General features: G+C 70.4%; 23 protein-coding genes. 7 read left to right on the top strand and 16 right to left on the bottom strand.

Annotated elements, in window-relative coordinates:
* Window positions 1-129: 129 nt before the first annotated feature.
* Both DFJ64_RS00115 and DFJ64_RS00110 read right to left on the bottom strand, forming a co-directional pair.
* Complete coding sequence (locus DFJ64_RS00115) at window positions 130-591, bottom strand: VOC family protein (protein ID WP_115848584.1); 462 nt, start codon at window positions 589-591, stop codon at window positions 130-132.
* Window positions 588-1163: a DinB family protein gene (locus DFJ64_RS00110; RefSeq protein ID WP_115851687.1), complete on the bottom strand. Its 576-nt coding sequence runs from the start codon at window positions 1161-1163 to the stop codon at window positions 588-590. Before DFJ64_RS00110 ends, DFJ64_RS00115 begins: the two co-directional genes overlap by 4 nt.
* Before the next feature lie 20 nt (window positions 1164-1183).
* On the opposite strand from DFJ64_RS00110, the gene DFJ64_RS00105 reads away from it, so the two are divergent.
* Window positions 1184-2206 (top strand): helix-turn-helix transcriptional regulator, encoded by a 1023-nt coding sequence (locus DFJ64_RS00105; RefSeq protein ID WP_115848583.1) that lies wholly within the window; start codon window positions 1184-1186, stop codon window positions 2204-2206.
* Here the strand turns inward: DFJ64_RS00105 and DFJ64_RS00100 are convergent.
* The gene (locus DFJ64_RS00100; RefSeq protein WP_115848582.1) at window positions 2196-2591 is read right to left on the bottom strand and encodes a TA system VapC family ribonuclease toxin; all 396 of its coding nucleotides are present in this window, start codon (window positions 2589-2591) and stop codon (window positions 2196-2198) included. The two genes, DFJ64_RS00105 and DFJ64_RS00100, sit on opposite strands and share 11 nt — an antisense overlap.
* Window positions 2588-2818 carry a hypothetical protein gene (locus tag DFJ64_RS00095; protein ID WP_115848581.1) on the bottom strand — a complete coding sequence of 77 codons (231 nt, stop codon included), beginning with the start codon at window positions 2816-2818 and terminating at the stop codon, window positions 2588-2590. Before DFJ64_RS00095 ends, DFJ64_RS00100 begins: the two co-directional genes overlap by 4 nt.
* 221 nt (window positions 2819-3039) lie before the next feature.
* Here DFJ64_RS00095 and DFJ64_RS00090 point away from each other — a divergent pair, with 221 nt between their 5' ends.
* On the top strand, window positions 3040-5130 hold the full coding sequence (locus tag DFJ64_RS00090) for a S9 family peptidase (protein ID WP_115851686.1): 2091 nt from the start codon (window positions 3040-3042) through the stop codon (window positions 5128-5130).
* A 208-nt stretch (window positions 5131-5338) separates the two neighbouring features.
* Here DFJ64_RS00090 and DFJ64_RS00085 read toward each other — a convergent pair whose 3' ends face one another.
* Complete coding sequence (locus tag DFJ64_RS00085) at window positions 5339-8341, bottom strand: AfsR/SARP family transcriptional regulator (protein WP_147304549.1); 3003 nt, start codon at window positions 8339-8341, stop codon at window positions 5339-5341.
* Between the two features lie 523 nt (window positions 8342-8864).
* Between DFJ64_RS00085 and DFJ64_RS00080 the strand changes: the two genes are divergently transcribed.
* Window positions 8865-9614 (top strand): Clp protease N-terminal domain-containing protein, encoded by a 750-nt coding sequence (locus tag DFJ64_RS00080; RefSeq protein WP_115848579.1) that lies wholly within the window; start codon window positions 8865-8867, stop codon window positions 9612-9614.
* 69 nt (window positions 9615-9683) lie between these two features.
* On the opposite strand, the gene DFJ64_RS00075 is transcribed toward DFJ64_RS00080, so the two are convergent.
* From DFJ64_RS00075 to DFJ64_RS00060, 4 genes are all read right to left on the bottom strand, one after another.
* Window positions 9684-10688 carry a phosphotransferase gene (locus tag DFJ64_RS00075; protein WP_115848578.1) on the bottom strand — a complete coding sequence of 335 codons (1005 nt, stop codon included), beginning with the start codon at window positions 10686-10688 and terminating at the stop codon, window positions 9684-9686.
* Between the two features lie 344 nt (window positions 10689-11032).
* Window positions 11033-12322, bottom strand: a complete 1290-nt coding sequence (locus DFJ64_RS00070) for a type III PLP-dependent enzyme domain-containing protein (protein WP_211310437.1) — start codon at window positions 12320-12322, stop codon at window positions 11033-11035.
* Entirely contained in the window at window positions 12319-13887 is a 1569-nt protein-coding gene (locus DFJ64_RS00065; protein WP_211310436.1) for an N-acyl-D-amino-acid deacylase family protein, read from the bottom strand. The genes DFJ64_RS00070 and DFJ64_RS00065 overlap by 4 nt, the downstream gene beginning before the upstream one ends.
* Window positions 13884-14669: an SDR family NAD(P)-dependent oxidoreductase gene (locus DFJ64_RS00060; protein WP_211310435.1), complete on the bottom strand. Its 786-nt coding sequence runs from the start codon at window positions 14667-14669 to the stop codon at window positions 13884-13886. Before DFJ64_RS00060 ends, DFJ64_RS00065 begins: the two co-directional genes overlap by 4 nt.
* Before the next feature lie 243 nt (window positions 14670-14912).
* On the opposite strand from DFJ64_RS00060, the gene DFJ64_RS00055 reads away from it, so the two are divergent.
* The 4 genes from DFJ64_RS00055 (at window position 14913) to DFJ64_RS00040 (ending at window position 18763) form a co-directional block, all read left to right on the top strand.
* On the top strand, window positions 14913-15758 hold the full coding sequence (locus tag DFJ64_RS00055; protein WP_245941252.1) for a phosphotransferase family protein: 846 nt from the start codon (window positions 14913-14915) through the stop codon (window positions 15756-15758).
* An 81-nt stretch (window positions 15759-15839) separates the two neighbouring features.
* Window positions 15840-16628, top strand: coding sequence for a glycerophosphodiester phosphodiesterase family protein (locus DFJ64_RS00050; RefSeq protein ID WP_115848575.1), 789 nt, complete (start codon window positions 15840-15842; stop codon window positions 16626-16628).
* Window positions 16629-16633: 5 nt separating this feature from the next.
* Window positions 16634-18013, top strand: coding sequence for an MFS transporter (locus DFJ64_RS00045; protein ID WP_245940856.1), 1380 nt, complete (start codon window positions 16634-16636; stop codon window positions 18011-18013).
* A 333-nt stretch (window positions 18014-18346) separates the two neighbouring features.
* The gene (locus DFJ64_RS00040; protein WP_115848574.1) at window positions 18347-18763 is read left to right on the top strand and encodes an RNA polymerase-binding protein RbpA; all 417 of its coding nucleotides are present in this window, start codon (window positions 18347-18349) and stop codon (window positions 18761-18763) included.
* 80 nt (window positions 18764-18843) lie between these two features.
* Here the strand turns inward: DFJ64_RS00040 and DFJ64_RS00035 are convergent, their stop codons facing one another.
* From DFJ64_RS00035 to DFJ64_RS00005, 7 genes are all read right to left on the bottom strand, one after another.
* Window positions 18844-19317, bottom strand: a complete 474-nt coding sequence (locus tag DFJ64_RS00035; RefSeq protein WP_115848573.1) for an FxsA family protein — start codon at window positions 19315-19317, stop codon at window positions 18844-18846.
* A complete protein-coding gene (locus DFJ64_RS00030) occupies window positions 19314-20096 on the bottom strand; it encodes a polyprenol monophosphomannose synthase (protein ID WP_115848572.1) in 783 nt (260 codons plus the stop codon). The genes DFJ64_RS00035 and DFJ64_RS00030 overlap by 4 nt, the downstream gene beginning before the upstream one ends.
* Window positions 20093-21847: an apolipoprotein N-acyltransferase gene (gene lnt, locus DFJ64_RS00025; RefSeq protein WP_245940855.1), complete on the bottom strand. Its 1755-nt coding sequence runs from the start codon at window positions 21845-21847 to the stop codon at window positions 20093-20095. Before lnt ends, DFJ64_RS00030 begins: the two co-directional genes overlap by 4 nt.
* A gap of 520 nt (window positions 21848-22367) precedes the next feature.
* Window positions 22368-22766, bottom strand: coding sequence for a 3-aminobutyryl-CoA ammonia lyase (kal, locus tag DFJ64_RS00020; protein ID WP_115848571.1), 399 nt, complete (start codon window positions 22764-22766; stop codon window positions 22368-22370).
* The gene (gene kamE / locus DFJ64_RS00015) at window positions 22763-23605 is read right to left on the bottom strand and encodes a lysine 5,6-aminomutase subunit beta (protein ID WP_245940854.1); all 843 of its coding nucleotides are present in this window, start codon (window positions 23603-23605) and stop codon (window positions 22763-22765) included. The genes kal and kamE overlap by 4 nt, the downstream gene beginning before the upstream one ends.
* A 34-nt stretch (window positions 23606-23639) precedes the next feature.
* Window positions 23640-25232 (bottom strand): lysine 5,6-aminomutase subunit alpha, encoded by a 1593-nt coding sequence (kamD, locus tag DFJ64_RS00010; protein WP_115848569.1) that lies wholly within the window; start codon window positions 25230-25232, stop codon window positions 23640-23642.
* Window positions 25229-26254 (bottom strand): amidohydrolase (locus DFJ64_RS00005; protein WP_115848568.1); only part of this gene is annotated, 1026 nt, incomplete at its 5' end. The genes DFJ64_RS00005 and kamD, both read right to left, overlap by 4 nt.

The raw sequence follows: 26254 nt of genomic DNA, 5'->3' as shown, positions 1-26254 counted from the left end.
CAACGTCCGGCCAGCTGGATACCACCCATCGTGGCAGTCGGCGCATCGGCCGGTGAGACAGGTGCGGTACCGCACCGGCCGCCCGCCGGAGCTCCCGTGAACTGCCGGCGCCCTCGCTCGACACAGGCTTCAGTCGAGACAGAACTCGTTGCCCTCGGGATCCGCCATGACGATGAAACCGGCACTGAACGGCGGCTCGGGCTCGTGGCGGCGTAGCCTGGTCGCTCCCAGCGCGACGAGCCGCTCGCACTCGGTCTCCAGCGCCGCCATCCGCTCCTCTCCGGACAGGCCGGGATCCACCCGCACGTCCAGGTGCAAGCGGTTCTTGGCCGTCTTGCCCTCTGGCACCTTTTGGAAGAACAGCCGTGGGCCGCGCCCTTCCGGGTCCTCGATGGCCGACCTCTCGTTGCGCTTGTCCTCCGGTACGCCCATGCGCTCGAGGAACTCGTCCCACGCGGCGAGCGGGTCGGCGCCGTCGGGCAGGTCGACACCGGGCGGGGCGGGATGGACGTAGCCCAGGACCTCCCGCCAGAAGGCCGACAGTCGCGCCGGGTCGTGGCAGTCGACGGTGATCTGGACCTCACGGCTCATCGGGTTCCTCCCCTCGAGTGGAGGTAGAGGTCGCGGAGCAGGCAGACCTCGGACAGGTGGTGGATCAGCTCCCGGTGGATGTGGAGGACCAGGTCGGCCATGGGCGCCTCCGGGTACGGCTCCTTCTCGCCGACCGGGACCGCGAGCCCGTCCTCACCGAGACCGCGTACCCCGGTGAGCCACACGTCGAGCTGCGTCTCGAGCTGGTGGAGCGCCTCCGCCGCGGTGCCGGCGTACTCCCAGGTCTCGTACGACGCCGGCGGGGCGCCGAAGTGGGCCGCGTTGCGGACGGCGAGCACGCCGACGATGACGTGACCGAGCCGCCAGGCGATCGTGGTGAAGGGCGGCGGCACCGGCTCGGGGAGCGCGTGGTCGATCGTGAACTCCCCCACACCGGCCTGTACCGGGGCCGTCGAGGTGCCGCGCGGCCGCACGCTCCACGCGTCGGGCACCGGTGACCAGAAGTACTCCTCGTCGGTAAGCCCTTCGAGACGACGGCGAAGCTGGCTGTTCCAGTGGAACTCCCACTGCTCCCGCAGGGCCCGGTTCCAGTCGACGTTCCTGTCAGTCATGACGGCCACCTTGGCACCGAATGCGGACAGGTTCGGTCCTCTATCTCTGGCAGAGTGGTCGGGTGTCGGGCGGTGGTGAGCGGCGGGGTACGACCGAGCGGGTGCTCGCCCTCCTCGGGCTGCTGCAACGTCGGCGGGTGTGGACCGCCCCTGAGCTCGCTGAGCGGCTCGGGGTCACGCCTCGCACGGTTCGGCGTGACGTCGAGCGGCTCCGGGCGCTCGGCTACCCGGTGCACGCCAGCCAGGGCGTCGGAGGTGGCTACCAGCTCGGCTCGGGGCGTGACCTGCCGCCGTTGCTCCTGGACGACGACGAGGCGATCGCGACAGCGCTCGCGCTGCTCACGGGTTCCGGCGACGCGGTGGCGGGTGCCGGCGACGCGGCGTTTCGAGCGCTGACCAAGCTCGATCGGGTGCTGCCGGCTCGGCTCCGGCACCAGGTCCGCACCCTGGCCGGGTCGGTGGAGTCGTTCGGCGGAGGTCGCACGCCCGTGGACCCCACGGTCCTCCTCACGCTGGCGCGGGCTTGCCGGGACGAGGTGGAGGTCAGCTTCGACTACCCGCGGGGGAACGAGCGGCACCAGCGTCGGGTCGAGCCCTACCGCCTGGTCGCCTCGGACAGGCGTTGGTACCTGCTCGCCTACGACCTCGACCGCGACGACTGGCGGACGTTCCGAGTCGACCGGATGACCGCGGTGGTGGCTCGGACGTGGCGGTTCCGTCCGCGTGCGGCGCCGGATGCGGCTTCCTACGTCCAGGAGGGCGTCGCGAGCCGGGTCTACCGACATCAGGCCCGTTTCCTCGTGGAGGCACCGGCCGCCGTCGTGCGAGCGCGGATACCAGCCTCGGCGGCCGCGGTGCGAGAGCGCGGATCGCTCCAGTGCGAGGTGATCAGCGGGGCTGACGACCTCGACCTGCTGCTCGTGCACATGGCCGCCTTGGGCTACGCCTTCACGGTGCTGGAGCCGGCGGAGCTCGCACGGCGCTGTCGGGTGCTGGCGGAGCGGCTGCTTGCGGCCGGAACGCCGGCGTCCACTACGGAATGAGCAGCACCTGGTCGGGCAGCGCTGCGGCGAGCCCCTCGTCAAGCGTGGCGAGTCGCGCTCCCCTGCTCGCCGCGAGCGCGGCGAGGTAGGCGTCGGTCACCTGGCGGTGTCCGTGGACGTGGTCCAACGTCACGTCGACGTAGGAGATTGAGTCGGCCCAGAACTCGCACCGGTCCGCGTCAGCGAGCGCGGCGAGCAGAGCGGTGGCGGTCGCCGTCGACTCCCCGATCCGGATCAGGAAACGGAGCAAGCCGCCCTCGACGATCGGGCACACCGCGATCCGCGCCACTCCCCTCGCCCACGTGGCAACCCGCTGGTGGTGCTCGTGGTCGGCGATCACCAACGCGATGAGCGCGTTGGTGTCGAGAAGGTACGGCGCCGTCACTCGTCGTCCAGCGCCGCAGCGACGTCCGCGGAGGTGACGGTGCGCCCCAGCGTGATCGCGGGCAGCCCACTGACCGGGTCTGTCCTCACCGTGACCGGCTCGTCGAGCGCCGCGAGCCCTCGAATCGTCAAGTCGGCGATCACTGCCGAGAGCGACGTGCCTCGTTGACGCGCGAGCTCCCGCGCGCGGCGGTGGACCGAGGGCGGCAGGTCGACGGTGGTGCGCACAGGTGCATCATAGCTGCATCAGACCTGATGCACGACACGGTCCACGACTCCTCCCCCTCGCTCCTCCGGTGTCGCGGGATTGCCGGAGGGCGGTCGGAGGGCGGAGGATCGTCGGAGGGCAGCTGGGAGCCATCGGACGGGTCTCGCCGGGACGCGGGATCCGCTCCTCCCTCCCGCCCACCGCGATCGTCGCCGCGACGACGCCGGGTAAGGTCATCGGCATGCTGAGCGCGCCCCGTCCTGAGCAGCGTCCCACGGTCCACCGGCACCACGGCGACGAGCGGGTCGACGAGTACGCGTGGCTGCGTGATCGGGAGAACCCCGCCGTCCGAGCGCACCTCGAGGCGGAGAACGCCTACACCGAGCAGATGCTGGCCCACCTCGGCGGTCTGCGCGAGGAGCTGTTCGCCGAGTACCGCTCGCGGATCAAGGAGACCGATGAGGACGTTCCCGCCAAGGACGGCGCGTGGGAGTACTACACCCGTACGGAAGAAGGCCTGCAGTACGCGATCTTCGCGCGCCGTCCGATCGGCGGCGGCGACGAGGAGATCGTGCTCGACTGCAACAAGGAGGCCGAGGGCAGCGAGTACTTCGGCCTCGGCGCATTGTCGGTCTCTCCCACCGGCAACCTTCTGGCGTACTCGACCGACACCAACGGCAGCGAGGAGTTCGAGCTTCGGATCAAGGACCTGCGGACCGGCGAGCTGCTGCCGGACGTGATCAAGCCCACCGGTTACGGCGCGGTGTGGTCGGCCGACGAGCGATACCTCTTCTACACCACGCTCGATCACGCCCACCGGCCGTGGAAGGTGTGGCGTCACCGACTCGGTACCGCCCAGTCCGAGGACGTCTGCGTGTACACCGAGGAGGACGAGGCGTTCTACCTCGGCGTGGGCCGCACCCGGTCTCGGCAGTGGTTGGTGCTGAGCGCCCACGCGGCCGAGTCGAGCGAGCTGCGGGTCCTGCGGGCCGACGACCCGGAGGGCACCTGGCAGGTGGTGGCACCGCGCCGGCCGGGCATCGAGTACACCCTGGAGCACCACGGTGACCGGTTCCTGATCGTCACCAACGACGAAGGACCGGACTTCCGGCTCGCGCAGGCTCCGGTGGATGACTTCGGCCCGGAGCGGTGGACGACGGTCATTCCCCACCAGCCGGGCGTCCGCATTGCCGCGGTGGACGCGTTCGCCGATCACCTCGTGGTGTCCCTGCGCGCCGATGGGCGTACCGAGCTCGACATCATCGACCTCCAGGGGCAGGACGTGCGGCGTGACGCGCGGTTGTCGGTGCCGCTGGAGCCGGTGACGCTTGGGCCGCGGCGCCGGCTGCGGTTCGACGAGCCCATCTACACCGTGCACGTGGGCGTCAACCGGGAGTTCGACACGCACGTGCTGCGGATCGAGTACACCTCGCTCACGACGCCGAACTCCACGATCGACGTCGACCTGCGCACCGACGAGCGGACGCTGCGCAAGCAGCAGCCGGTGCTCAACGTGGACTTGTCGCGGTACCGCTCGGCGAGGGAATGGGCGACGGCGCCGGATGGCACGAAGGTGCCGATCTCGCTGGTCTGGCGGGACGACCGTCCCGCGGGCGGGCCGTTGCTGCTCTATGGCTACGGCTCCTACGAGCACTCCATCGACCCCTACTTCTCGACCCTGCGCCTGTCCCTGCTCGACCGAGGTGTGGCGTTCGCCATCGCGCACGTGCGCGGCGGTGGCGAGCTGGGCCGGGCTTGGTACGAGCACGGGAAGAAGAAGGAGAAGACCAACACCTTCACCGACTTCATCGCCTGCGCCGAGCATCTGATCGCACAGGGTTGGACGACGAAGGACGGCTTGGCCATCCGGGGCGGCTCGGCCGGCGGGCTGTTGATCGGCGCGGTGCTCAACATGCGTCCGGACCTGTTCGCGGCCGCCGTCGCGGAGGTGCCGTTCGTCGACACGCTGAACACGATCCTCGACCCGTCGCTACCGCTGACGGTGCGCGAGTGGGACGAGTGGGGCAACCCGCTGGAGGACCCCGACATCTACGAGGTGATGAAGTCCTACGCGCCCTACGACAATGTCGCCACGTGTCGCTACCCCGCGATCTACGTCACCGCCGGTCTCAACGACCCCCGCGTCAGCTACTGGGAGCCGGCGAAGTGGGTGGCGCGGCTGCGGGACCGCATGACCGGCGGTGGGCCAGTGCTGTTGAAGACCGAGCTCGGCGCGGGTCACGGCGGCCCGTCCGGCCGGTACGACAGCTGGCGGGACGAGGCAACGATCCAGGCGTTCGTCCTCGACGTGGTACGCCGGAAGTCCGCCTGAGCGAGACACGCCCACGTAAGACCGGGCACGCCACTCCCCCGTGAGTCCAGAAGTGCGTGCCCGGACCTCGTGGTCCGGCCCCTCCCTCCCTGACCTGAGGCCGGCGCCTGGCCCGAGGAGATCGGCCCAGCCCTCACCTGGCCATGGGCGACGTATGGCCACGGACCGGGCCGCTCCACACGGGCAGAGGAAAGTCTCCACGACCGCGTTAGCGCGGCGATGACGTTTCGCTAACGCCACCGGCTCCGCTCCGGCCGGCAGCCGCGCGGGCAGCGGTCGCCAGAGCGCGTCGCAGCCGTTCCTCCTGTTGGACCGCACCCACGTCCGCGTAGCGGGGCAAGGTCTGCTCGGCCAGGGCCACGACGTCGTCGTACCGACCGACCTCCAGGTACGCCTCGGCGAGGCTGGCGATCGCGTTGATCTCACCCAGCCGATCTCCGAGGCGGGCGAACTCCTCGCGTGCTCGCTCCGCGAGCTCGACCGCCTTGGCCCCTTCGCCACGTGCGGAGGCGACTCGTGCGGCCATGGCCGTGCAGTACGCCCGGGCACGGTACTCGGGTACGTCGGCGAGCACCTCGACGCTGGCCCTGGCCGCTTCGGCGGCGCGGCCCAGATCGTCGTGTGCCAGCGCGTGTCGCGCCTGCTGGTACAGCACCAACGCCTCGTCGACCGGGCCACCGAGCTCCCTCGCGATGGCCAAAGCCTCCTCCAGAAGCGGGATCGCCTCCTCGTAGCGGCCGTGCTGGGCGAGCAGCGACGCGTACTCGCGGACCGTGGAGGCGAAGGCCGGACGGTGTCCACTTCGGCACGCGGCGTCCACCGCTCGTTCGGCGAGCTGGAGCGCTTCGTCGATGGCCTGTTGCTCGGTGCGGAAGTGGGCCAGCGCGACGAGCGCATAAGCCAGGTCCAGATGGGAGCCGAGCCGTTCGAAGACGTCCACGGCCTTGGTCAGGATGTCGAGGACTTCGGTCGACAGGCCTCTGGTCGCGAGCTGCATCGCCCGCTGCCAGTCCATGCGCCAGGCGATGCGTTCCTCTCCGGCTCTGAGCGCGGCGTCCCGCACCAGGGCGAGAAGCTCGAGGACGTGGTGGTGGGGCAGCTGCAGATCCAGGCGGGCGAGAGCGCGTTCGGTCAGCAGCGCGGCGTCTCGGCACCAGCCCTGCTCGACACAGCAGCGGATGGCCCAGTCGAGGTGCAGCTGCTCAGCGAGCATCCATGCATCACCGTTGGAGGTCAGCCGAGCCACGGTGCGCTCGGAAAGGTGCGCGGGACGAGCAGGCAACGGATCGACCGGCGCCTCGTCGAAGGTCACGGTGGTCAGCCGGGAGTAGGCCGCGTCGGCGAGGACGAGCAGGGTGTCGATGAGGCGTCGGAGGGCGGCGCGGTTGGCGCTCGCGTCGTCGGCCCGGGCCAGCTCGGCGGCGTACAGCGCGACCAGGTCGTGCGGCCGATACCGCGGCTCGCCCGTCGCGTCGGGACCGGTCTCGGTGAGCAGGTGAGCCTCGGTCAGCTCCTCGACCAGCAGGTCGCCATCGGGGTCGTCGGCGAGCACGCCGACGACCCACGAAGCGACGTCGAGGTTGGCCAGGAGCCCGAGCCGTCGAAACGCCGTGGCGGCGCGCGGCGACAGCGCTGCGTAGCTCAGTGCGAGGCCAGCGCGCACCTCGAGGTCCCCGCTGCGCAGCTCGTCAAGGCGGCGTTGCTCGTCGGCGAGCCGCTCGGCCATGGCGGCGAGGCTCGCCGAGGGACGGGCGGCGAGCCGTGCGCCGACGATGCGCAGGGCCAGTGGGAGTCCACCACACGCTCGACCGATCGCGTCCGCCGCTTCCGGCTCGCGTGCGACTCGTTCGGCGCCCACGAGACGGGCGAGCAGCGTCGTGGCGTCCTCCACGGCCAGCGGTGTCACCGCGATGTTCGCGCCGCCTGGGACCTCGGCGAGCAGCCGACGTCCGGTGATGAGAACGCCGCACCCTGGGGTTCCCGGCAGGAGCGGCAGCACCTGTCGGGTGCTGGCGGCGTCGTCGAGGACGAGCAGGACGGCGCGGTCGGCGAGCCGGGCACGCCATGCCGCCGCGCGCGCATCGACATCGTCGGGGAGGGCTTCTCGGGCGACACCGACCGCGGTGAGCAGTTCCCCGAGCACGTCGCCAGGGTCGCGCGCGGCGCCGTTGGCCCCTGTGAGGCGGACGAACAGCTGGCCGTCGGGGTAGCGCGACCGGAGTCGATGGGCCACCCGGATGGCCAGCGTGCTCTTCCCGGTGCCCGGGGCGCCGGTCAGGGTGACGACCGGAACCCCACAAGCGTAGGCGGTGAGGGCCTTCTCGATCTGGTGGACGAGGTCGGCGCGGCCGACCATGTCCGGGATGTCACGAGGCAGCTGGCACAGCGTCTGCCACGGCGACGTCACCGACCCGCGCCCCGGTGTCGTGACCTGGTGCAGTGCGGCGTCCTCGGCCAGGATGCGTTGGTGGAGCTCGCGAATCTCAGGGCTCGGCTCCAAGCCCATGGTGTCGATGAGGAACGCGCGAAGCCGGGTGTAGGCGTCGAGCGCGTCGGAGGGTCGGTGGGAGCGGACGAGCGCGAGCATGAGCTGGTACCAGAAGCGCTCGCGAAGCGGGTGCTCGGTGGTCAGCGCGGTCAGCTCCCCCACGAGCTCGGCGTGCCGACCGAGGGCGAGATCGGCGTCGATGCGCCGTTCCAGGGCGCGCAGCCGCTGTTCCTCCCAGCGCGGTGTGACCTCGCGGTGGAGCGAGTCCGAGGGCACGTCGACGAGCGCGGGTCCGCGCCACAACGAGAGCGCTTTCGCGAGCGTCGCCGACGCGGCGGCGGGGTCGTCGGCTTGCTGGTCAGCTTGGGCGAGCAGGCGTTGGAAGCGGAGGAGATCGAGCTGGTCGGGGTCGACCTCGATGAGGTAGCCCTCGGGTCGGGTGCGGATGGGGCCGGCGCTTTCCAGGTGGTCCGGTCGGGTCCCCGGCTGGGCGAGGGCGCGTCGCAGTCGCATGACGTACGTCGTCAGCGTGGCGCGGGCGGTCCGAGGGAGGTCGTCGCCCCACAGGCGTTCGCAGAGCTGGTCGACCGGGACGAGACGGTTGGGCGAGACCAGCAGGCTCGCTAACAGGGCACGGTGCTTGCCGGCCCTGATGGGGATGAGAGTGTCACCGCGTCGGACCTCCAGCGACCCCAGGACGCGAAAGACGAGTTTCTCGGCCACGACCCCCCTCCGTGCGTCCGTCCTTCGCGAGCATCGCACAGGGTAGTCATCCGGTGGGTTCGGTGAGACGTCGCGACGGCTCACGGTGGACGGCGAGGGTGATCGAGCGGCCGCGCTTCCGTCGGCCGACGGTCCCGCGGTCACCCGTGTCGGCGCCTCCCCCCGGTGCTCTGGTGCGAGTGCGGTGCCTATACTGGTCGGCCTTAGTCTGGTCACCCATCCTCGCGTCAAGGTGCGCTTGCGCCGGGTGGCGACGATGAGTGGCCCGCCTCCTGGCCGGCTTCGGCGGAAGCGGGCGAGGAAGAGTGCAGCGGCCGGGCGCGACGGGAATCACCGGCGGGAGTGGCTAGCTGTCAAGGCTCGTCGCACCGCCTGGCGAGCGGACCAATCCGGTCGGCTGGCGGGTGTCGATGTCCGAAGTCGGTCACTGGTGGCGTCAAGCTGGGATGAGGTCCGAAACCAGCCTGTCCATCACGTCAACTTGTACTTGACAAGTGGACCATGATCCCACAACCCTTGCCCCATGGCTGTCAACGACTTGGATCTCGACCAGATCATCACCACGATCGCCGCAGAGCAGGGCTCCGGCGGACCGCTCGACCGGGTGACCGCCGCGCGAGAGGTGGGCGCGCGCCTGGAAGCCTTCGCTCATCACGTTGTCGCGCACTTCGTTGACGAAGCGCGCCGTGAAGGGGCGTCGTGGACGGACATCGGGACCGCGCTCGGGGTGACCAGACAGGCCGCCCAGCAGCGGTTCGTTCCCGCCGAGGGTCTGGATGTCGAGACCGCCGCGAGCAAGGGTCTGCTGCCGCTGTCCTCGCGGGCGTCCTCGGCCTTGCGTGCAGGGCGAGAGCTGGCAGCCGAGCACCATCACGCGACCGTGGAGGACATCCACCTGCTCCTCGCCCTCCTCGCCAGCCGCTCGAGTGGGGCGGTCAACGCGCTGAAGGAGCTGGGGCGGCGCGTCGCCGACGTCCGCAAGGCCGCACGGGCCCAGCTGCCGGCTGACGGACCGCGTCGGTCGGTCAAGACTCCCCCGCTCGGCCGCAGCGGTGTCAAGGTCCTCGACGTCGCGACACGCGAGGCCTTGCGTGCGAACAGCGAGCAGGTGGGTACCGAACACCTTCTTCTCGCTTTGGCGAGCGTCCCCACCTCGGCCGCTGGCCGCGCGTTGGCCGAGGTCGAGGTCGACTACGACAGCATCCGGGCACAGGTCGTCGGAGCGAAGGCGCCGACCACCGCTGCCTCCAAGCGCCGCCGCAAGCGCGCCTGACGTGTGACGTTTCTCCTACGACGCTGACGTCTACGTGCTGGCTGGCTGCGGCGGGAGCTTGACGGCGGCTCACCACGAGTCGTCGGCGAGCAAGTCACGCAGCCAGCCGGCGACGAACTCCGCGTACGTCGCTCGTTCGGTTCCGTTGGCACCCGTCAAGGCGCGCCGCCATGCCAGAGCCCGACCCACCTTCGCCAAGCGGGTTGCCCACCGCACCGCGTCGAGGAGGTCGGCGCGGTCGTAGTGAGCGGTCCACGGCTCCAGGTAGGCGTCGCGTAGCGCGCCGAGGAGCTTGTGATCGACGGGCTCGTCCATCCATGTCGCGACGTTGCGCAGGCTCGCCAGAAGTGTCCCGAACGGGTGAGCCACGGACGCGTCACCCCAGTCCAGGAAGACGTACGCGACTCCCCTGCTGGAACGACGGACGAAGACATTGCCGTCGTGGAAGTCGTCGTGCTGAAGGGTGGGGCTGATCCCCAAAGCCTCCAGCTGCTCTGACCACCGGGTGATCTGCGGCGTCAGCTGCCGCAGCCGGTGGAGGTCATCGCGTGAGATCCCGTCCGACGCGCCAAGCCGAAGCCAGACATGGTCCGAGAGCAGCCGCGTGTAGTGGGTGGGAACGGTGCGAGGACGTAGGTCCGGGACGCCGAGGGCAAGCATCTCGCCGACGCGTGGGGTCAGCGCCATCTGCACCTGGGCGTACTCAGGAAGGATCGCCAGCCACTGCCGCAGGTTCCTACTGGTGGCCAGCTCACGACGAAGCGGAGATCCCGCGTCCGCCAGCAACAACCACGCACGGTCGGCGTCGACCGCCAGGGGAATCGGCAACTGGGGAACCGCCCAGTGCTGGGAGGCCTGGAGAATACGCGCCTCGTAGGCGGTCCCGGGACCACTGGCTTTGAGCCACACCGGTCCGTCGCTGGTGGGAATGCGCAGCAGAGTCGACCATGGCCGCACATGCGGCTGCTCCGGCGGACCGGTGACCCGCAGACCGAGGTCCGCGAGACGTCTCGTGGCCCACGTGACCGCCTGGTCACGCCACTGTTGGGTGTGCCAGACGTGAGTCCCGGCCATGGCGTCGCCCCCCTGCTTGTGCGCTGGTCATCGGAGGCGCTGCTTCTGCAACGTAGCCGAACGTCCGCGCCACGGCAGCCCTTGCGAGGCGCGAGCCAGGCACGACGTCGTTGCGAGCTGGCACGGACGGGACAAAGCCCACCAGCCGTCGCCGTGATCTCCGGGAGGCCGGGTCGATGCGCGCGAGGAATGACCGAATTAGCCGGACCCGAGTAGATTCAGTCGACTCGCCTGAGAAACGCCTGGTGACTCGGCCTTGGCAGGTTGTCAGGCACGGTTGGCAAGAGGTTCTTGACAGGGCTCGTCGGTTGCCCGACGGCCGGCCGGGATCGACGGGAGGCGGGTCAGAACAGCGTGTGGACGACCTCGACCACCCGATCCTCGTCGTCGAGCACGGGGACCAGCCGCCACTTGTCGAACGCCGTGCAGGGGTGGGCGATGCCGAAGCACACCAGGTCGCCGACGCGGACGTCGCACTCAGCCGGCACGTCGAGGAAGGCGTGCTGGTCGTTGAGCGCGGTCACGGTCACGCCGTCGACGCGACGTGGCACGTCATCGCGTCCCCACGCGGCTCGGACCAACGGCAGGGCGACGTCGAACGGGACGTCGCGCCGACCCGCACCCACCAGGACCCGTCCTGGCTCAGGCCGGGACAGCACGCAACCCCAGACCTCCAGCGCCGCTCGCAGCTCGTAGGGTTCGCCGCCCGTCGGCAGTGGAGTCGCGTGGGCGTAGAGACCGTCGTCGTGGGTGACGTAGCCGCCGCTGCGCAGCACGACGGTCGCGGGCGCTCCGCTCAGCTCGGTGGCGACGACGTCGAAGTACGTGCTCCCGCCCGCGGAGAGCAAAAGGCCGACGTCGGAGTCGATGAGTCCTTCGTCGAGCAGGCGCAGGCCGAGGGCACGGATCCGTCGGCAGAACTCCGCCACGGCCGCGAGCGCGTCCTCAGTGCGCGCGTGACCGAGGACACCTTCGAACCCGCTCGCCCCCACGACGCGGAGCGTGGTGGTCGCCGCGGCCGCGCGGGCCACCGTCACGGCGGCGTCGAGGGTGCGAGCCCCGGTCCGCCGTCCCGGCACGCCCAGCTCGACCAGGACGGGCAGCCGTCGGGTCGCGCCGTGTCGCGTGAGTTCCCGGTCGAGCAGGGCCACACCATCGACCGAGTCGACGTAACCGATGAGAGTCAGCTCGGGGTCGGCGTTCATGGCGGTGGCGAGCCATCCGATGCCGGCCGGGTCCACCAGCTGGTTGGCGAGAAGGACACGGCGAACCCCCACCTCGACGAAGGCACGAGCCTGGCTGATGGTCGCGGCGGTGACGCCCCACGCCCCCGCAGCCAGCTGACGGGCGGTGATCTCCGGGGACATCGAGGTCTTGCCGTGAGGGGCTAGCTCGACGCCATGCTCCCGGCACCAGGCCGCCATGGTGGCGACGTTCGCCTCGAGCGCGCTCTCGCGCAGCACCATGAGCGGGAACGTCAGCCGCCCGTCCCGCAGCCTCACCCCTCGCTCCACAACCTCTGCGGGTGTGGTGGGGGCCAGAGCGGTGAATCCTTTCTCAAAGGGCTCGATCCGCTGGTGTCGGAGCGCCTCCAACGCGCGCCGCGTCACCTCGGGGTCGTACGCCTTGGTCACAGTCCAGACTCCCCTCGCCGTAGCGCCCGCCCTGGTGTGGCGCCGGTGAGCGCGCCGTCACGCAGGACCGGCTCCCCCGCCACCACCACGTCCGCCACCCCGGTGGCGAGCTGGCGAGGATTGTCGTACGTGGCGTGGTCGGTGACGGTCGCGGGGTCGACGACCACGAGATCGGCGACGCAACCTTCGGCGATACTCCCACGGTCGGCGAGCTGGAAGCGGCGAGCGGGATGCCCGGCCAGGTGCCACGCCGCCTGCGCCCAGGTCCAGTCGCCGAGCTCACGGGTGTGGTGCCCGAGGAAGCGGGCGAAGGCACCCCACCCACGCGGATGGGGATGGCCACCCAAGTAGATGGCGTCGGAGCAGCCCATGTGCCGGTCATCCCGCAAGAGCGCCCGCACGTCGGAGTCGTCACCGCCGGGAGCGGGGATGATCGCACCGACCGCGAGGTCGCTGGCCACCAGGACCTCGCAGATCAGCTCACCGAACGACAGGCCGGTCCGCTCGCAGGCCTGGGCCACGGTGTGGCCTTCCGCCCAGCGATAGGACGCGGCGGCGATGTAGCCGAAGATGGCCGAGCTGAGGCTCTCCTCCACGCTGGGGAACCAGCTGCGCGCCAGCTCGGCGCGGACGGAAGGGTCGGCGAGTCGTTGGACGGTCGCCTCCACGCCACCGACCTGGACCGACGGCGGGAGTGCCTTCATCGCGAGGATCGTGTTGCCGTACAGGTGCGGGTACGCGTCGAACGTGACATCCACCCCGTCGGCGCGACACTGCTCGAGTCTGCCGAGCAAGGGCTCGGCCAGCCCGCGGTAGTGCGAGACGTGGATGGGAACCCCCGTGACCTTCCCCAGCTCGCGCGCCTCGTCCATGCCGGGCGCGGTGCCACCCTCGTAGCTGCGCAGGTGGCTCACATAGGGGGCGCCCAGCCGTGCGGCGGTTCGGCACAGCGCGACGAGCTCAGCCAAGTCGGCGAAGATCCCCGGCACGTACTCCAGACCGGTCGACACACCGACCGCGCCCTCGTCCAAGCCCTGGTCCACCAGCCGGACCAGCTCTCCCAAGCGGTCGCCAGCGGGCTGGTCCTGGGCGCCGAGGACGCGGTGGCGCACCGTGCCGAGCGGGACCAGGTACGCGGCGTTGAGCGGGGTCTTGCGGTCGTAGTAGGCGAGGAACTCTGCCACCGTGCAGCCCTGGCGGAACGCCTCCGGCGGCGGACCGTCGACCGCGGCGAAATAGCGGGCGACGTAGTCGACTGTTGCCGCTGTCCCAGGGGCGAAGGAGAGCCCATCCTGGCCGAGGATCACCGTGGTGACCCCTTGCCGAAGCATCGCCTCCCACACGTCGCGGCGTTCCAACACCGCGTCCGCGTGGACGTGGGCGTCGACGAAGCCCGGCATCACGAGCCTGCCCCGCGCGTTGATGACCGTTCCGGCCGTGGCGCCCTCGAGCCGACCGACCGCGGCGATCCGACCGTTGCGTACCGCGACGTCGGCGGCGAACGGAGCCGAGCCGGTGCCGTCGACGACCGTGCCGCCACGGACCAGGAGGTCGAACTCGGTCACGAGAACACCTCACGGACGAAGCTGGTGTGGCCGGCGAGCACACCGCCGTCGACGCGGAGCACCGTCCCCGTGATCCAGGCGGCGTCGTCGGACGCGAGGAACGCGACGGCGGCCGCGACGTCCTCGGGCTCCCCGACGCGGCCGAGTGGATACAGCTCGGCCATGCGCTCGAGGACGTCCGGCTCCTTGTCCAGTCGCTGGCTCCAGACCCGGGTTCGAATCGTGCCCGGTGCGACGAGGTTGACGCGGAGACCGCGCCGGCCGTACCGCAGGGCGAGGTTCTGGGTGAGGCTGATCAGTCCCGCCTTGGCCGCCGAATACGCCTCGTTGCCGAAGGCGGCCAGGCCGTTGACGGAGCCGACGTTGACCACCGCGCCTCCAGCCTTGGCCCGGAGGAGGTGTGGCAGGGCCGCCTGGATGGTCCGCACGGCGCCGTTCAGGGTGGGGTCCACCTGGAGCCTCCACTCCTCCTCGCCGACGTCTTCGAAGGGGGTGTCCGTGGCGACGCCGACGTTGTTGACGAGCACATCGAGGCCGCCGAACCGGTCGACCGTGGTGCTGACCGCGTCGTGGACCGACTCACGGTCGGTCACATCGCACGCGACGCAGAGCGCCTCGGCGCCAGTGGCGGCGAGCTCCGCCACCACCTTCTCTCCCGCGTCGACGTCGATGTCAGCGACGACGACAGCCGCCCCCTCGCGGGCCAGGCGCTGGGCGGTCGCGCGGCCGATGCCGTGGGCGGCGCCGGTAACGAGCGCGACCCGTCCGTCGAATCGACGCACCCGGCCTCCTTCTCGTCGACACCCCCGCGTGTGGGCGCGACCCGTGGTCGGCCCCTTCGATGACTCTGGGCTGAGGTTATCCGGTCCGCACCGAAACGACATGCTCGAGGTCAGCCCTAGGAGAGGCTGCCGAAGCCCTCGCGACACGTGGCGCCGGTACTCTTCCAGAGGACCATGCGCTCTGATCGACGCCCCGACGGTGTGCCCCCGCCGTCTGAGACCACGCTCGCGTGGGTGCGAGAGATGGTGGGGGTAGGAAGCGTCGTCACCTCCGTCCGGTTGCTCGGCGTTCACTCCACGACACTGCACGCGGTCGATGTGCTGAGCGCGTCCGGCGTGATGCACCACCTCATGCTGCGTCGGTTCCACCGCCTGGACCGGCTGCGGACCGACCCGTGGTACTCGCCGTCGAACGAGGCGACCGTGCTCGGCCTGCTCGGGAGCACCGACGTTCCGGCGCCACGTCTGCTCGCCGCGGACACGGCGCCGACCATGTGCGATGTCCCGACGCTGCTCACCACCCGCCTCCCGGGTGTCCCACCACAAGCCCCTGACGACCCGGCCGTCCTCGCGACGATGGCCGAGACTCTGGCCACCATCCACCGGGTTGACCTGCCGGTCGTTCGGGCGCTTCCGCCCTACCGTCCGTACTACGACCCCCAGTTGGACGGGCATCGGCGCCCACCGGCATGGTCGTCGAATCCCCGCCTGTGGGAGAGAGTCTTCGCGATCCTGGCCGCGGGCCCGCCGACGGCCACGATGGGGTTCATCCACCGCGACTACCACCCCGGCCAGACGTTGTGGGACACCGGCCGGCTGGTCGGCGTGGTCGACTGGACGACTGGCTGCCTCGGGCCACGCGGCATCGACCTTGCTCGGATGCGACTCAACCTCGCCGGCCGATACGGCACGGAGGTCGCGGACAAGTTCTTGGCCTTCTATCGGGCGACGGGTCTGCCGGACGCGCACCACCCGTACTGGGACCTGCTGGACGCGGCGGACGGCATCTTGAGCCATCCCGAGCCGGTACCGAGCGCCGAGGCCGCGCGCTTCGAGGAGTGGGTCGCACGTCTCGTCGCGTGCTTCTAGGCCGGCCGTGTGTTCGGAGCGCAGTGTGGTCAAGATCGCGAAAGCGCACCCGGTCGGCCGTGGACCCGGCATACTGCCGACGTGCCCGCGACGTCTCGCCGCTACCCGTTCCTCGACCATCCCGGACCGATCCCGTTCGCCCACCGGGGCGGTGCTCTCTACCCGCCCAACGTTGGCATCGAGAACTCGATGACCGCCTTCGCCAACGCCATCGAGCTCGGCTACCGGTATCTGGAGACTGACGTCCACGCCACGGCGGACGGGGTGCTCGTCGCGTTCCATGACCCGACCCTCGATCGGGTCACCGATCGGTCCGGGCGGATCGCCGACCTTCCCTATGCCGAGGTCGCCCGGGCCCGTATCGCCGGCCGAGAGCCGATCCCCACACTCGCCGAGATCCTGGGAACCTGGCCCGACGTCCGGGTCAACATCGACGTCAAGCACGAGAACGCCATCCGTCCCCTCGCCGAAGCGGTGGCCAAGACCAACGCCCACGATCGCATCTGCGTCTCGTCGTTCTCCGGACATCGGACCAAGGCGGTGTACCGCCTGCTCGGCCCTCGCGTCGCCACCGGAGCGACACCGCTCGGTGTCGCGTCGCTCACCGTGCCACTCCCCCAGCTGCTTCGACGCCTGGTCCTCTCCGACGCGGCCTGCGTGCAGGTACCGGTGAGCTTTCGCGGACTGCGGATCGTGACGCCGGACTTCGTCGACCGCGTGCACGCCCTGGGCAAGCAGGTGCACGTGTGGACGATCGACGACGCCGCGCAGATGAACGACCTGCTGGACATGGGTGTCGACGGCATCATCACGGACCGGATCGACACTCTCCGCGACGTCCTCACCGCCCGCGGCCAGTGGGTGGAGTGAGACGAGTGGCGACAGCGACCGTGACGTATCCGGAGGCCAGCGAGCGCCGGCGGCAGCAGCGCGCTTGGTACTTCTACGACTGGGCGAACTCCGCGTACGTCACCACCGTCCTGACGGTGCTGTTCAGCCCGTACCTGGCGTCGGTCGCCGAGACCGCCGCCTGCGGGGCGCCGGGGACTCCGGAGCGACCGTGCACGCAGATGCTGCGGATCGTGGGCATCCCGGTCTCGCCCGGGTCGTTGCCGCTGTACGTCATCACGGCGACCAGCCTGCTGTCGGCCCTGCTGCTCCCCTTCGTGGGCGCCATGGCCGACCGTTCCGGTCACAAGAAGAACCTGCTCGGTGCCTTGGCCTGGATCGGGGCGGCAGCGACGACCTCGATGGTGTTCGTCGCCGGCACGAACTGGCTGCTCGGCGTCGTCCTGCTGTTCGTCGCCAACCTGTGCCTGGCGTCGTCCTTGGTCGTCTACGACTCCATCCTGTGCGACATCGCCACCCCGGACGAGCGGGACCAGGTCTCCTCGCGCGGCTGGGCGTTCGGCTACCTCGGCGGCGGCCTCCTGCTCGCGCTCAATCTGGCCCTCGTGCAGGGCCATGAGCTCGTGGGCTTGACCACCCAGCAGGCCGTCCGGCTCAGCCTGGCGTCAGCTGGACTGTGGTGGGCCGCCTTCACGATCATTCCCGTGGTGCGGCTGTACAACCGGCCGCCGATCGCGGTGGTCGCCGAATCCGGCAATGCCGCCCGGCAGACCCTCGGTCAGCTCCTGGCGACCTTGCGCGAGGCGCGCGCCTACCCGATGACGCTGCTGTTCCTGGTGGCGTACCTGTTCTTCAACGACGGTGTGCAGACCGTCATCTATGCGTCCTCGATCTACAGCTCCAGTCAGCTCGGGCTCGGTCAGAATGTCCTGATCGCGACGATCCTCCTGGTGCAGTTCGTGGCTTTCGGCGGCGCGCTGCTGTTCGGCAGGATCGCTGGTCGGTTCGGTAGCTGGCGGACCATCCTGGTCGCGCTGTGGGTCTGGATCGCCATCGTGGTGACCGCGTACTTCCTTCCCGCCCGACAGGTGGCGCCCGTGCTGGCGCTCGGGGTCGCCATCGGCGTCGTGCTCGGCGGCACCCAGGCGTTGTCCAGGTCGCTGTACAGCCAGATCGTTCCCAAGGGGCGAGAGGCGGAGTACTTCAGCCTGTACCAGGCGTGCGAACGCGGTATGAGCTGGTTCGGGACGCTGGTGTTCGGGCTCGTCCACCAGATCACCCACTCCTACCGACCGGCGATCGTCGCGTTGGTGTTCTTCTTCGTCGTCGGATTTGTCTTGTTGCTCCTCGTCGATCCGCGGCGCGCCGTGCGGGACGCCGGTAACGAGCAGCCCGCCGTCCTGTGAGCGGTCGCCCTGGACGATGACGGCCCTGGGGAGAAGACGTTGCTGCGACGCAGTCGATGAGCTGACAGCGGCCGAAGCGCCCGACCGCCGGTCCTCGTCGACCGTTTTGGGCGCGAAAGCGGTCATTTCCACGGACCGGACGTAGCCTGAGGGTGGCCCCGCGCGACGGTGCCACCCCGACGCCCGGTCGTCACGCAGCCGGCTCGAGGTCCCACTACCAGAAACTGACGCGTCTCGCAAAGGTTCATCCGAACCGGAGCCGGGAATCCTGCCCGGGGGCGAGACGTTGAGGCCATCGAGGCCCATACATCGATGGAGGGGGATGGAGAGCGTATGTCGGAGCGTGCACTTCGAGGCTCCCGGCTCGGAGCGGCCAGCTACGAAGACGATCGGGAGATCACTCCCGCGCCGCGTCAGCTGGTGGGCTATGACTGCCCCCAGTCTCATCACTTCGAGCTGCCGTTCGCCGCTGACGCGGAGATCCCCCCGGTCTGGGAATGCCCCCGCTGCGGTGGAGAAGCGGTCCGTGTCGACGGTGACCGCCCTGAACCGAAGCAGATGAAGCCACCCCGGACGCACTGGGACATGCTGCTGGAGCGACGGACGATCGAGGAGCTCGAGGAGCTGCTGGCGGAGCGGCTGGAGCTGCTTCGGTCCGGGAAGATCGGTCCGGAACACCTCCACCGCCACAACGAGAACTCGAGCGACGACAACTCACCCAAGCCGCCCGAGCAGCGGCGAAGCGCCTGACAGACCTCTCACCCTCTGGCTTGGCCGCGCCGGCTCGTGCCGGCGCGGCTTCGTCATTGCACGGCGCTAGCTTGTCGGCGCTAGCCGTTGACGCGCTCGTCGTCGACGACCTCGCCCTGGATCACCGGACCGCGCGGCGGCGGTGTCCTGGACCCGAACAGAGCCGGGTCGAGCCGGCCCGCGGCGCGGGCGAGGTGCCGACCAACGGCCCACGTCACCACGCGTCGAGCGAGGGGGCGGGTCACGGGCAGGATCAGCAGCAGCCCGAGGACGTCGCTCACGAATCCGGGCGCCAGCATGAGGACCCCGCCGGCGAGCACGAGCGCCGCGTCGAGCACCTCTGTGGTCGGCAGTCGCCCCCGCGTCAGCGCGTCGGTCAGGGCGTGCCACGTGCGCCAGCCCTCGCGCCGTACCAGCCACGAGCCGAGAACCGCCACCGCGATCAAGGCGGCGACGGTCCACCAGCCGCCGATCACCTGACCGACCTGGATGAGCACGTAGATCTCCAGGACGGGGATGGTGAGGAACGCCAGCAGCAGGAGCGGACGCGTCATGGGCTCGCCCTTCGTCGGCCGGTGAGGAGCTCGCGGAGCTGTCGCGCGCGGTGCCGCGCTCCCCAGGCGGCTACCCGCCAGAAGGACTCCGCCACGATGCCCAGGTCCATCTTGCTCGCGCCGTGCTCTCGCTCACGGAACACGATGGGCACCTCAGCCACGCGGAAACCGGCACGATACGCCCGCCACGCCAAGTCGATCTGGAAGCAGTAGCCCTGGGACGCCACTCCGCTCAGGTCGATGCCTTGCAGGGTAGCTCGGCGAAAGACTCGGTAGCCCGCGGTCGCGTCGCGCAGTGGCAGGCCCAAGGCGAGGCGCGCGTAGAGGTTGCCAGCACGGGACAACAGCTGGCGTCCACGCGACCAGTTCTCCACGCGGCCGCCGGGCACCCATCGGGAGCCGATCACCAGGTCCGCGGATCGCAACCGCTCCAGCAGGGTCGGCAAGGCCTCGGGCTGGTGGGACCCGTCGGCGTCCATCTCACAGAAGACGTCGTAGCCGCGGTTCAGTCCCCACGTGAAGCCTTCCCGGTAGGCGGTGCCCAGGCCCTGCTTGCGCGTCCGGTGCAGCACGTGGACGTGGTCGTCGGTCGCGGCGATGCGGTCGGCGATCTCACCGGTGCCGTCGGGCGAGTTGTCGTCCGCCACGAGGACGTCGGCGTCGGGAACGGCCGCCCGGAGCCGCTTCACGATCGGCTCCAGGTTGTCGGCCTCGTTGTAGGTGGGCAGGACGACGAGCACGCGGCCGAGATCGCCGCCTGCCCGCATGGTCTCGCTCATGGGCGCCCTCCGCCGTCGACCGTCGACGGGACTCGGTCAGCAGGCCCGAGAGGGAGTCCGGCACCGGCCGGGGCAGGCGGCTCCGCCTTCGTCCGCTCGCGGCGGCGCCAGGCCACCGCGAGGGCGGCCAGACCCACGAAGGTCATCACCCACTCGGGCACGCGGCCGAGCCGGGTCGCCAGGGTGGGCGCAGTGCGCAGTGGCACCCGCTCCACGAACACCTCCCGGGTCGCCTCCCGCGACCGCGCTACCACGGTCCCGTCAGGCGCGATGACGCCGGAGATCCCGCTCGGCGAGGCGACCAGGATCGTCTTGCCGAACTCGATCGCACGCAGCCGCGTCATGGCGAACTGCTGCTCGGGCTGGCCGGTGCCGAGGTAGGTGGAGTTGTTGGTCTGGACGACCAGCAGCTCCGGATTCAACCGCGCCAGCTCCTGGACGAGGCCGTCGTAGGCGACCTCGAAGCAGATGATGTCGCCCACGTCGTAGCCGGCGATGCGCAGGAATCCCGGCTCCGATCCGGCGTAGGTGTCGGCCCCCACTTGCTCCAGCCGCTGGATGAGCGGCAGCAGGAGCTTCCGGAACGGGATGTACTCCCCGAACGGCACCGGATGCTGCTTGACGTAGATCTGTCCGGGCCCGGTCTCGGGATCCCACACCACGCCCGTGGTACGTCGATACGTGGGTCCGGGGCCGTGGAGAACCGCCCCCACCAGCACCGGCACCCCGGCGGTCGCGACCGCGCGCTCCACGACCTCGCGCGTGATCTGGTCGACGAAGGGATCCAGATCGGTGGAGTTCTCCGGCCAGATTACGAAGTCGGGCCGGGGCACCAGGCCGGCGGCGACGTCGCGCATGAGCTGTTCGGTGGCCTCCAGGTGGTTGCGAGTGACGGTACGGGCGTTGCCGAGGAAGTCCAGGCCCCGGCCGGGCACATTGCCTTGGACCACCGCCACGGTCGCGCTGCCGTCACCGGTGGTCGGTGTGGGCACGAGCAACCCTCCGCAGGCGAGAGAAGCGGCGGCGAGTCCGGCGACGAGCCGCGGTACCAGCCGACGGCCGCGGGCCAGCAGCGCCCACAACAGCAGGTTCCCGGCCAAAGCTGCGACAAACGTGACGAATGACGCGCCACCCACGCTGGCGAGTCGTGCCAGCGGAGTGTCGTCGAGAGCGAACACCAATCGCCCCCAGGGGAACCCACCGAAGGGGACAGAGCCTCGCAAGAGCTCCTGACCGACCCACAAGGCCGCCGCCCACACCGGCCACCATCGCAGGCGAGTGACGATGGCCAGGGCGGCCCCCAGCGCCGCGACGAAGGCTGCCTCGAGCAGGCTCAGCGCCAGCCAGCCGTCGACGCCGATCACTCGGACCCACTGCAGGAGGACGACGAAGAACCCGAACCCGTAGGCCAATCCGGTGAGCGCGCCGTCGCGAACGCGCTGTCCCCAGCACGCCCACGTCAACCCGGCGGCGGCGAGGGGGGTGAGCCAGGCCCAACCCACCGGTGGGAACGCCAACGCCAGCAGGACACCGGAGCCGATCGCCAACGCGAGCCGGCTCAGGTTCGCGCCGTCGGTCATGCGGCGGGCGGCGCTCGACCGGTGCGCCACGACACCGTCCTCCAGCCCCAACGCCACGCCCTTTCCACCAGGTTCGGGCCTTCGGGGAAGACCCACGTCCCATCCGATGCCGGCCACCATGTGGTTGGCGGAGCGCCCGCGCCCGGCACGCCAGCTGTCAGGAAGGTACAACGGGTGAGCGTCTGACGGGGATCCGGGAGCGGCGGAAACGATCGGTCGCACCACTGAGGACACCGCCGAGGAGGAACGAGGAAGAAGCGAGAGGGCGACCCGTCGTCTCGAGGAAGGGCGGAGCCGGGACACGGCGGAGGGCCGTCCTGGCAGCGGTGAGGCAGACGGAACGGCCCGCCCACCCTTCGGACCGGCAGGCGGCGGAACGCCGCGAGCCGTTGTCTACTGGGCGGCGGGCCGCTCCGTGGCCACCCCACCGCGATGATGGGTGGCTCCTGACGCGGCGTGGTGGGAGAACTGGCGTCAGGTTCCCCCGGCAGTCAGGACACCCTGGTCGAATTCGACCGCGGTGAGTACAGACGATGACAGATGAGGGTGGCCTACTGTCAACCACGCCCTGACCTGCGCAAAAGGCACAACAGTGCAGGTCAGACGCATGTGCGTCGAGCCTCACCGGAGGCGAGATTTTTCTTCCGCGTCGGCGTGTCGCGACTCTCGGCGTGTCGGCGTCTCCCGGACGTCATGAGGGGACGACCACCGTCGCCCGTGCCGTCACCGCGACCAGCGGCTCCGGCAGCACGTCAGCCGCCGAGACGCCGCGTTCCGGCGCGCTTCGGGCGAGCACCTGCGCCGTCAAGTCGAGGTCTCTGCTCCGGCGACCGACCCGGGTGACCGTCGCGACGACCTCCAGGATGTCGCCGGCGCGAACGGGGGCGTGGAACGTCACGTCGTGGTAGGACGCCAGCAAGCCCTCGTCGCCGTCGGTGCGGATGCACACCTCGGTGGCGACGTCGCCGAACAGGCCCAGCACGTACCCGCCGGCGACGAGGTTGCCGGCGTAGTGCGCGTCGGCGTACGAGACGTACCGGCGGTGGGCGACAGTGAGTCCCAGCCGGCTGTCGTCGACCTGGTCGCTCACGCTCCACGCTCCTTCCGCCGGCCTACGATGGCGTGGACCAGGTAGCTCGCGACCTCCCGAGGCGTGGTGCCTCTGGTGAAGATGCGGTCGACACCCAGCTCGGCCGCCATCGACTCCTTGAACCGCGGCCCGCCGACCACCAGCAGCGGTCGATGCTCGTCGTCGAAGGCTTCCCGCACAGCCGCCACGACCGCACGGGTGGCGTGCAGGTGGGCATCGCGTTGGGTCACCACTTGGGACACCAAGATCGCGTCGGCGCGTTCGGCACGGGCCCGTGCGATGAGGTCCTCGACCGGGACCTGGGCGCCGAGGTTGATGACCTTGATCTCGCGGTAGTACTCCAGGCCCTTCTCGCCCGCGAACCCTTTGACGTTGAGGATGGCGTCGATGCCAACGGTGTGCGCGTCAGTGCCGACGCAGGCGCCGACGACGACCAGTCTGCGCCGCAGCGCGGTGCGGATGGCGAGGTTGACCTCCTTGGTGCTGAGGAGGGGGTACTCGCGTTCGACGACCTCGACCTTCGACAGGTCGACGAGGTGGTTGACCCGGCCGTAGACGATGAAGAACGTGAACTGCGGCCCCACGGCGCGGGCGTGGACGACCATCGCGGGGTCCAAGCCCATCTTCTCCGCCAGCTGGAGCGCCGCGCCTTCGGCCCGAGCGTCGTGCGGGATGGGCAAGGTGAACGACAGCTGCACCATGCCGTCCCCGGTGCTGTCGCCGTAAGGGCGAATGATCGTCGGTCCTTTGTCGGCAGTTGGTGTGGTATCGGCCGCGGGTGTGGCGTCGGGTGCGGACGTGCTGTCGGCTCGTGGTCTGGTGTCAAGGTCGGCGGTCACGGTCGCGCGTTCCTTCCGTGGTCGGCTGGGTCGGCTAGGCACCGGCTTCGAGCAGCTCGCTGGCGGGGTTGTAGTAGGCGTCCGACTTCCTCGCCACGCCGTCGAGGCCTTTCCCGCCGTCGGCGGGCCGGCGCATGAGCCCGAAGGTCCCCTCGGCGATGGCGTTGAGCAAGCCCTCATCGCAGATCCGCTCCAGGAGGTCGATCGCCTCGGCGAGGACGCGACGGGCGCGCTGTGCGATGAAGCCGTCGGGTGCGGGCCGGAAGTCCTCCCGCAGGTTGCCGCACGCGTTGAGGACGTACCGAACGTTGCGCAGCGCGAGGTCACGGTCGGAGAGCCACGGCGTCACCACCGCCTCCGTCATCATCCCGACGAGCAGGATCTGTTGCCCGGTGAGGATGCCCGCGAGGTTGAAGAAGCCGTTGAGCAGGTAGCCCCGGAAGATGTCGCCGTTCATGTGGCGCGTCGGCGGCATCCACTTCAGCGGCGCCTTCGGGAACAGCTCCCGGGCCAGGAGGGCGTGGGCGAGCTCGAGCCGGAACGAGTCCGGCAGGTCGGGGTCGATCTCGAAGGCGTGGCCGAGACCGAGCTGCCAGTCAGCGAGACCGGCTTCCTTGCCGAAGTACTCGTTGAGGAGCTGGGAGACGGTGACGGTGTGCGCGGCCTCCACGGCATCGGCGGTGGTGAGGTAGTTGTCCTCACCGGTGTTGATGATGATGCCGGCACGGGCGTGGATCTGTCGGCTGAAGCGCTGGTCGACGAAGGTGCGGATGGGGTTGATGTCGCGGAAGAGGATGCCGTACATCGAGTCGTTGAGCATCATGTCGAGACGCTCGAGCGCGGCGAGCGTGGCGATCTCGGGCATGCACAGCCCGGAGGCGTAGTTCGTCAACCGAACGTAGCGGCGCAGCTCCTTGCTCACCTCGTCCAACGCCGCCCGCATGAGCCGGAAGTTCTCCCGCGTGGCGTAGGTGCCCGCGTAGCCCTCCCGTGTCGCCCCTTCGGGGACGTAGTCCAGCAGCGACTGGCCGGTGGAGCGGATGACGGCGATGACGTCGGCGCCCTCGCGTGCGGCGGCCTGCGCCTGCGGGATGTCCTCGTAGATGTCGCCGGTCGCCACGATGAGGTAGATCCACGGACGTTCGGGGCCGCCGTTCGTGGCCAGGTCGGGACCCCAGCGGGCGACGAGGCGGTCACGTTCCCGGTGTCTGGCGTCGATCTGTCGGATACCTGCCGCGACCGCCCGACGCGCGGCGCGGGCGGCTCGGGTGGCGGCCGGCCCCTCCGGCAGTCGGAACCGGGTCGACCCGGCCGCCGCCTTCTGCGCCAGCGTGGTGAGGTCGTCGGCGTCGCCGCGGACGAGCGCGTCCCACACCGGCAGCGCGACACCGTGCTCGAGCCCGACATCGGCTCGCACCGCGTCCACCAGATGGTTGGCCCACGGGGTGCCCTCCGGGTCGGCACCGTCCAGGCCGGCGAGGCGCAGGACAGCACGCTCGACGGAGACCGTGGTGTGCGCCCTGGCCAGCTCCACGATGGGACGACCGGCGCGGCGGGCGAGCGACCGTGCCTTGCGGACGGCTACCGGGTCGAGGTCGAGTGTGTGGCGTCGGGACGTTCTCGTCATGCTCGCTCCCTGTCGTAGACCGTGCGGCCGCGCACGACGGTCCGTACGCAGGCCGGGGATGGTGCGTCGGGGTGCAGCTCGGGAAGGTCCGGGCTGGCGTGGTCCCACACCACGAACGTGGCGTCGGCTCCCACCGTCAGGTCTCCCCCGTCGTCGCGGCCGGCCGCGTGCCAGCCTCCACGGGTGTGGGCGGCGAACGCCTGTTCGACACTGATACGGGCGTCTGGATGGTGGTGGTCGACGGCGGCGCGAACGGCACCCCACGGGTCGAAGGGCGTGACGGGCGAGTCCGACCCGAACGCCAGCGGCACGCCCGCGTCGACGATCTGGGCCCAGGGGTTGGTCAGCAGTGCCCGGTCGGCGCCGAGCCGCCGCGCGTACATGCCGCTGGGTCCGCCCCAGGCCGCGTCGAAGGCCGGCTGTCCGCTGAGGACGACGCCGTAGGTCGCGAGCGTGGGCAGCAGCTCCGGCGCGAGCATCTCGGCGTGCTCGAGCCGGTGCCGTCGGGCGCGCAACGACTCCAGTCCGACCTGTTGTTCGGCGCGGCGCAGACCGTCCACGACCGCATGGACGGCGGCGTCGCCGATGCAGTGGAAGCCGGCCTGCAGCCCGGCCCTCGTGCACGCGACGACGTGCTCGGCGATCTCGTCGACGTCGAGGTAGAGGTAGCCGGTGTGGTCGGGCCGGTCGTCGTACGGCTTGTCCAGGGCCGCGGTGTGCGACCCGAGCGCCCCGTCGACGCACAGGTCCCCCGCGGCCCCCGCGCAGCCCAGCTGCTGGGCGCGCGCCACACCACCGCTGGAGACGTGCTCGCCCCAGTAGGTGACGACCTCGACGGTGGCACGACGGGCGCTCAGCTGCGTGAGGAGGACGAGGTCGTCCTCGGGGTTGAGGTGCGGCGCGGCCATCTCGTGCACGCACCCGAGACCCGCGGCCGCGGCCGCGTCGAGGGCCGCCTGGATCGCCGCCTCCCGCTGCGAACGAGTGATCAGGGCGTGTGCGAGGTCGCGGGCGAGGTGGTG

The organism is Thermasporomyces composti (assembly GCF_003386795.1).
Lineage (GTDB): Bacteria > Actinomycetota > Actinomycetes > Propionibacteriales > Actinopolymorphaceae > Thermasporomyces > Thermasporomyces composti.
Note: the sequence above shows the minus strand (reverse complement) of the source record. Positions and strands in the feature narration are given on the sequence as shown.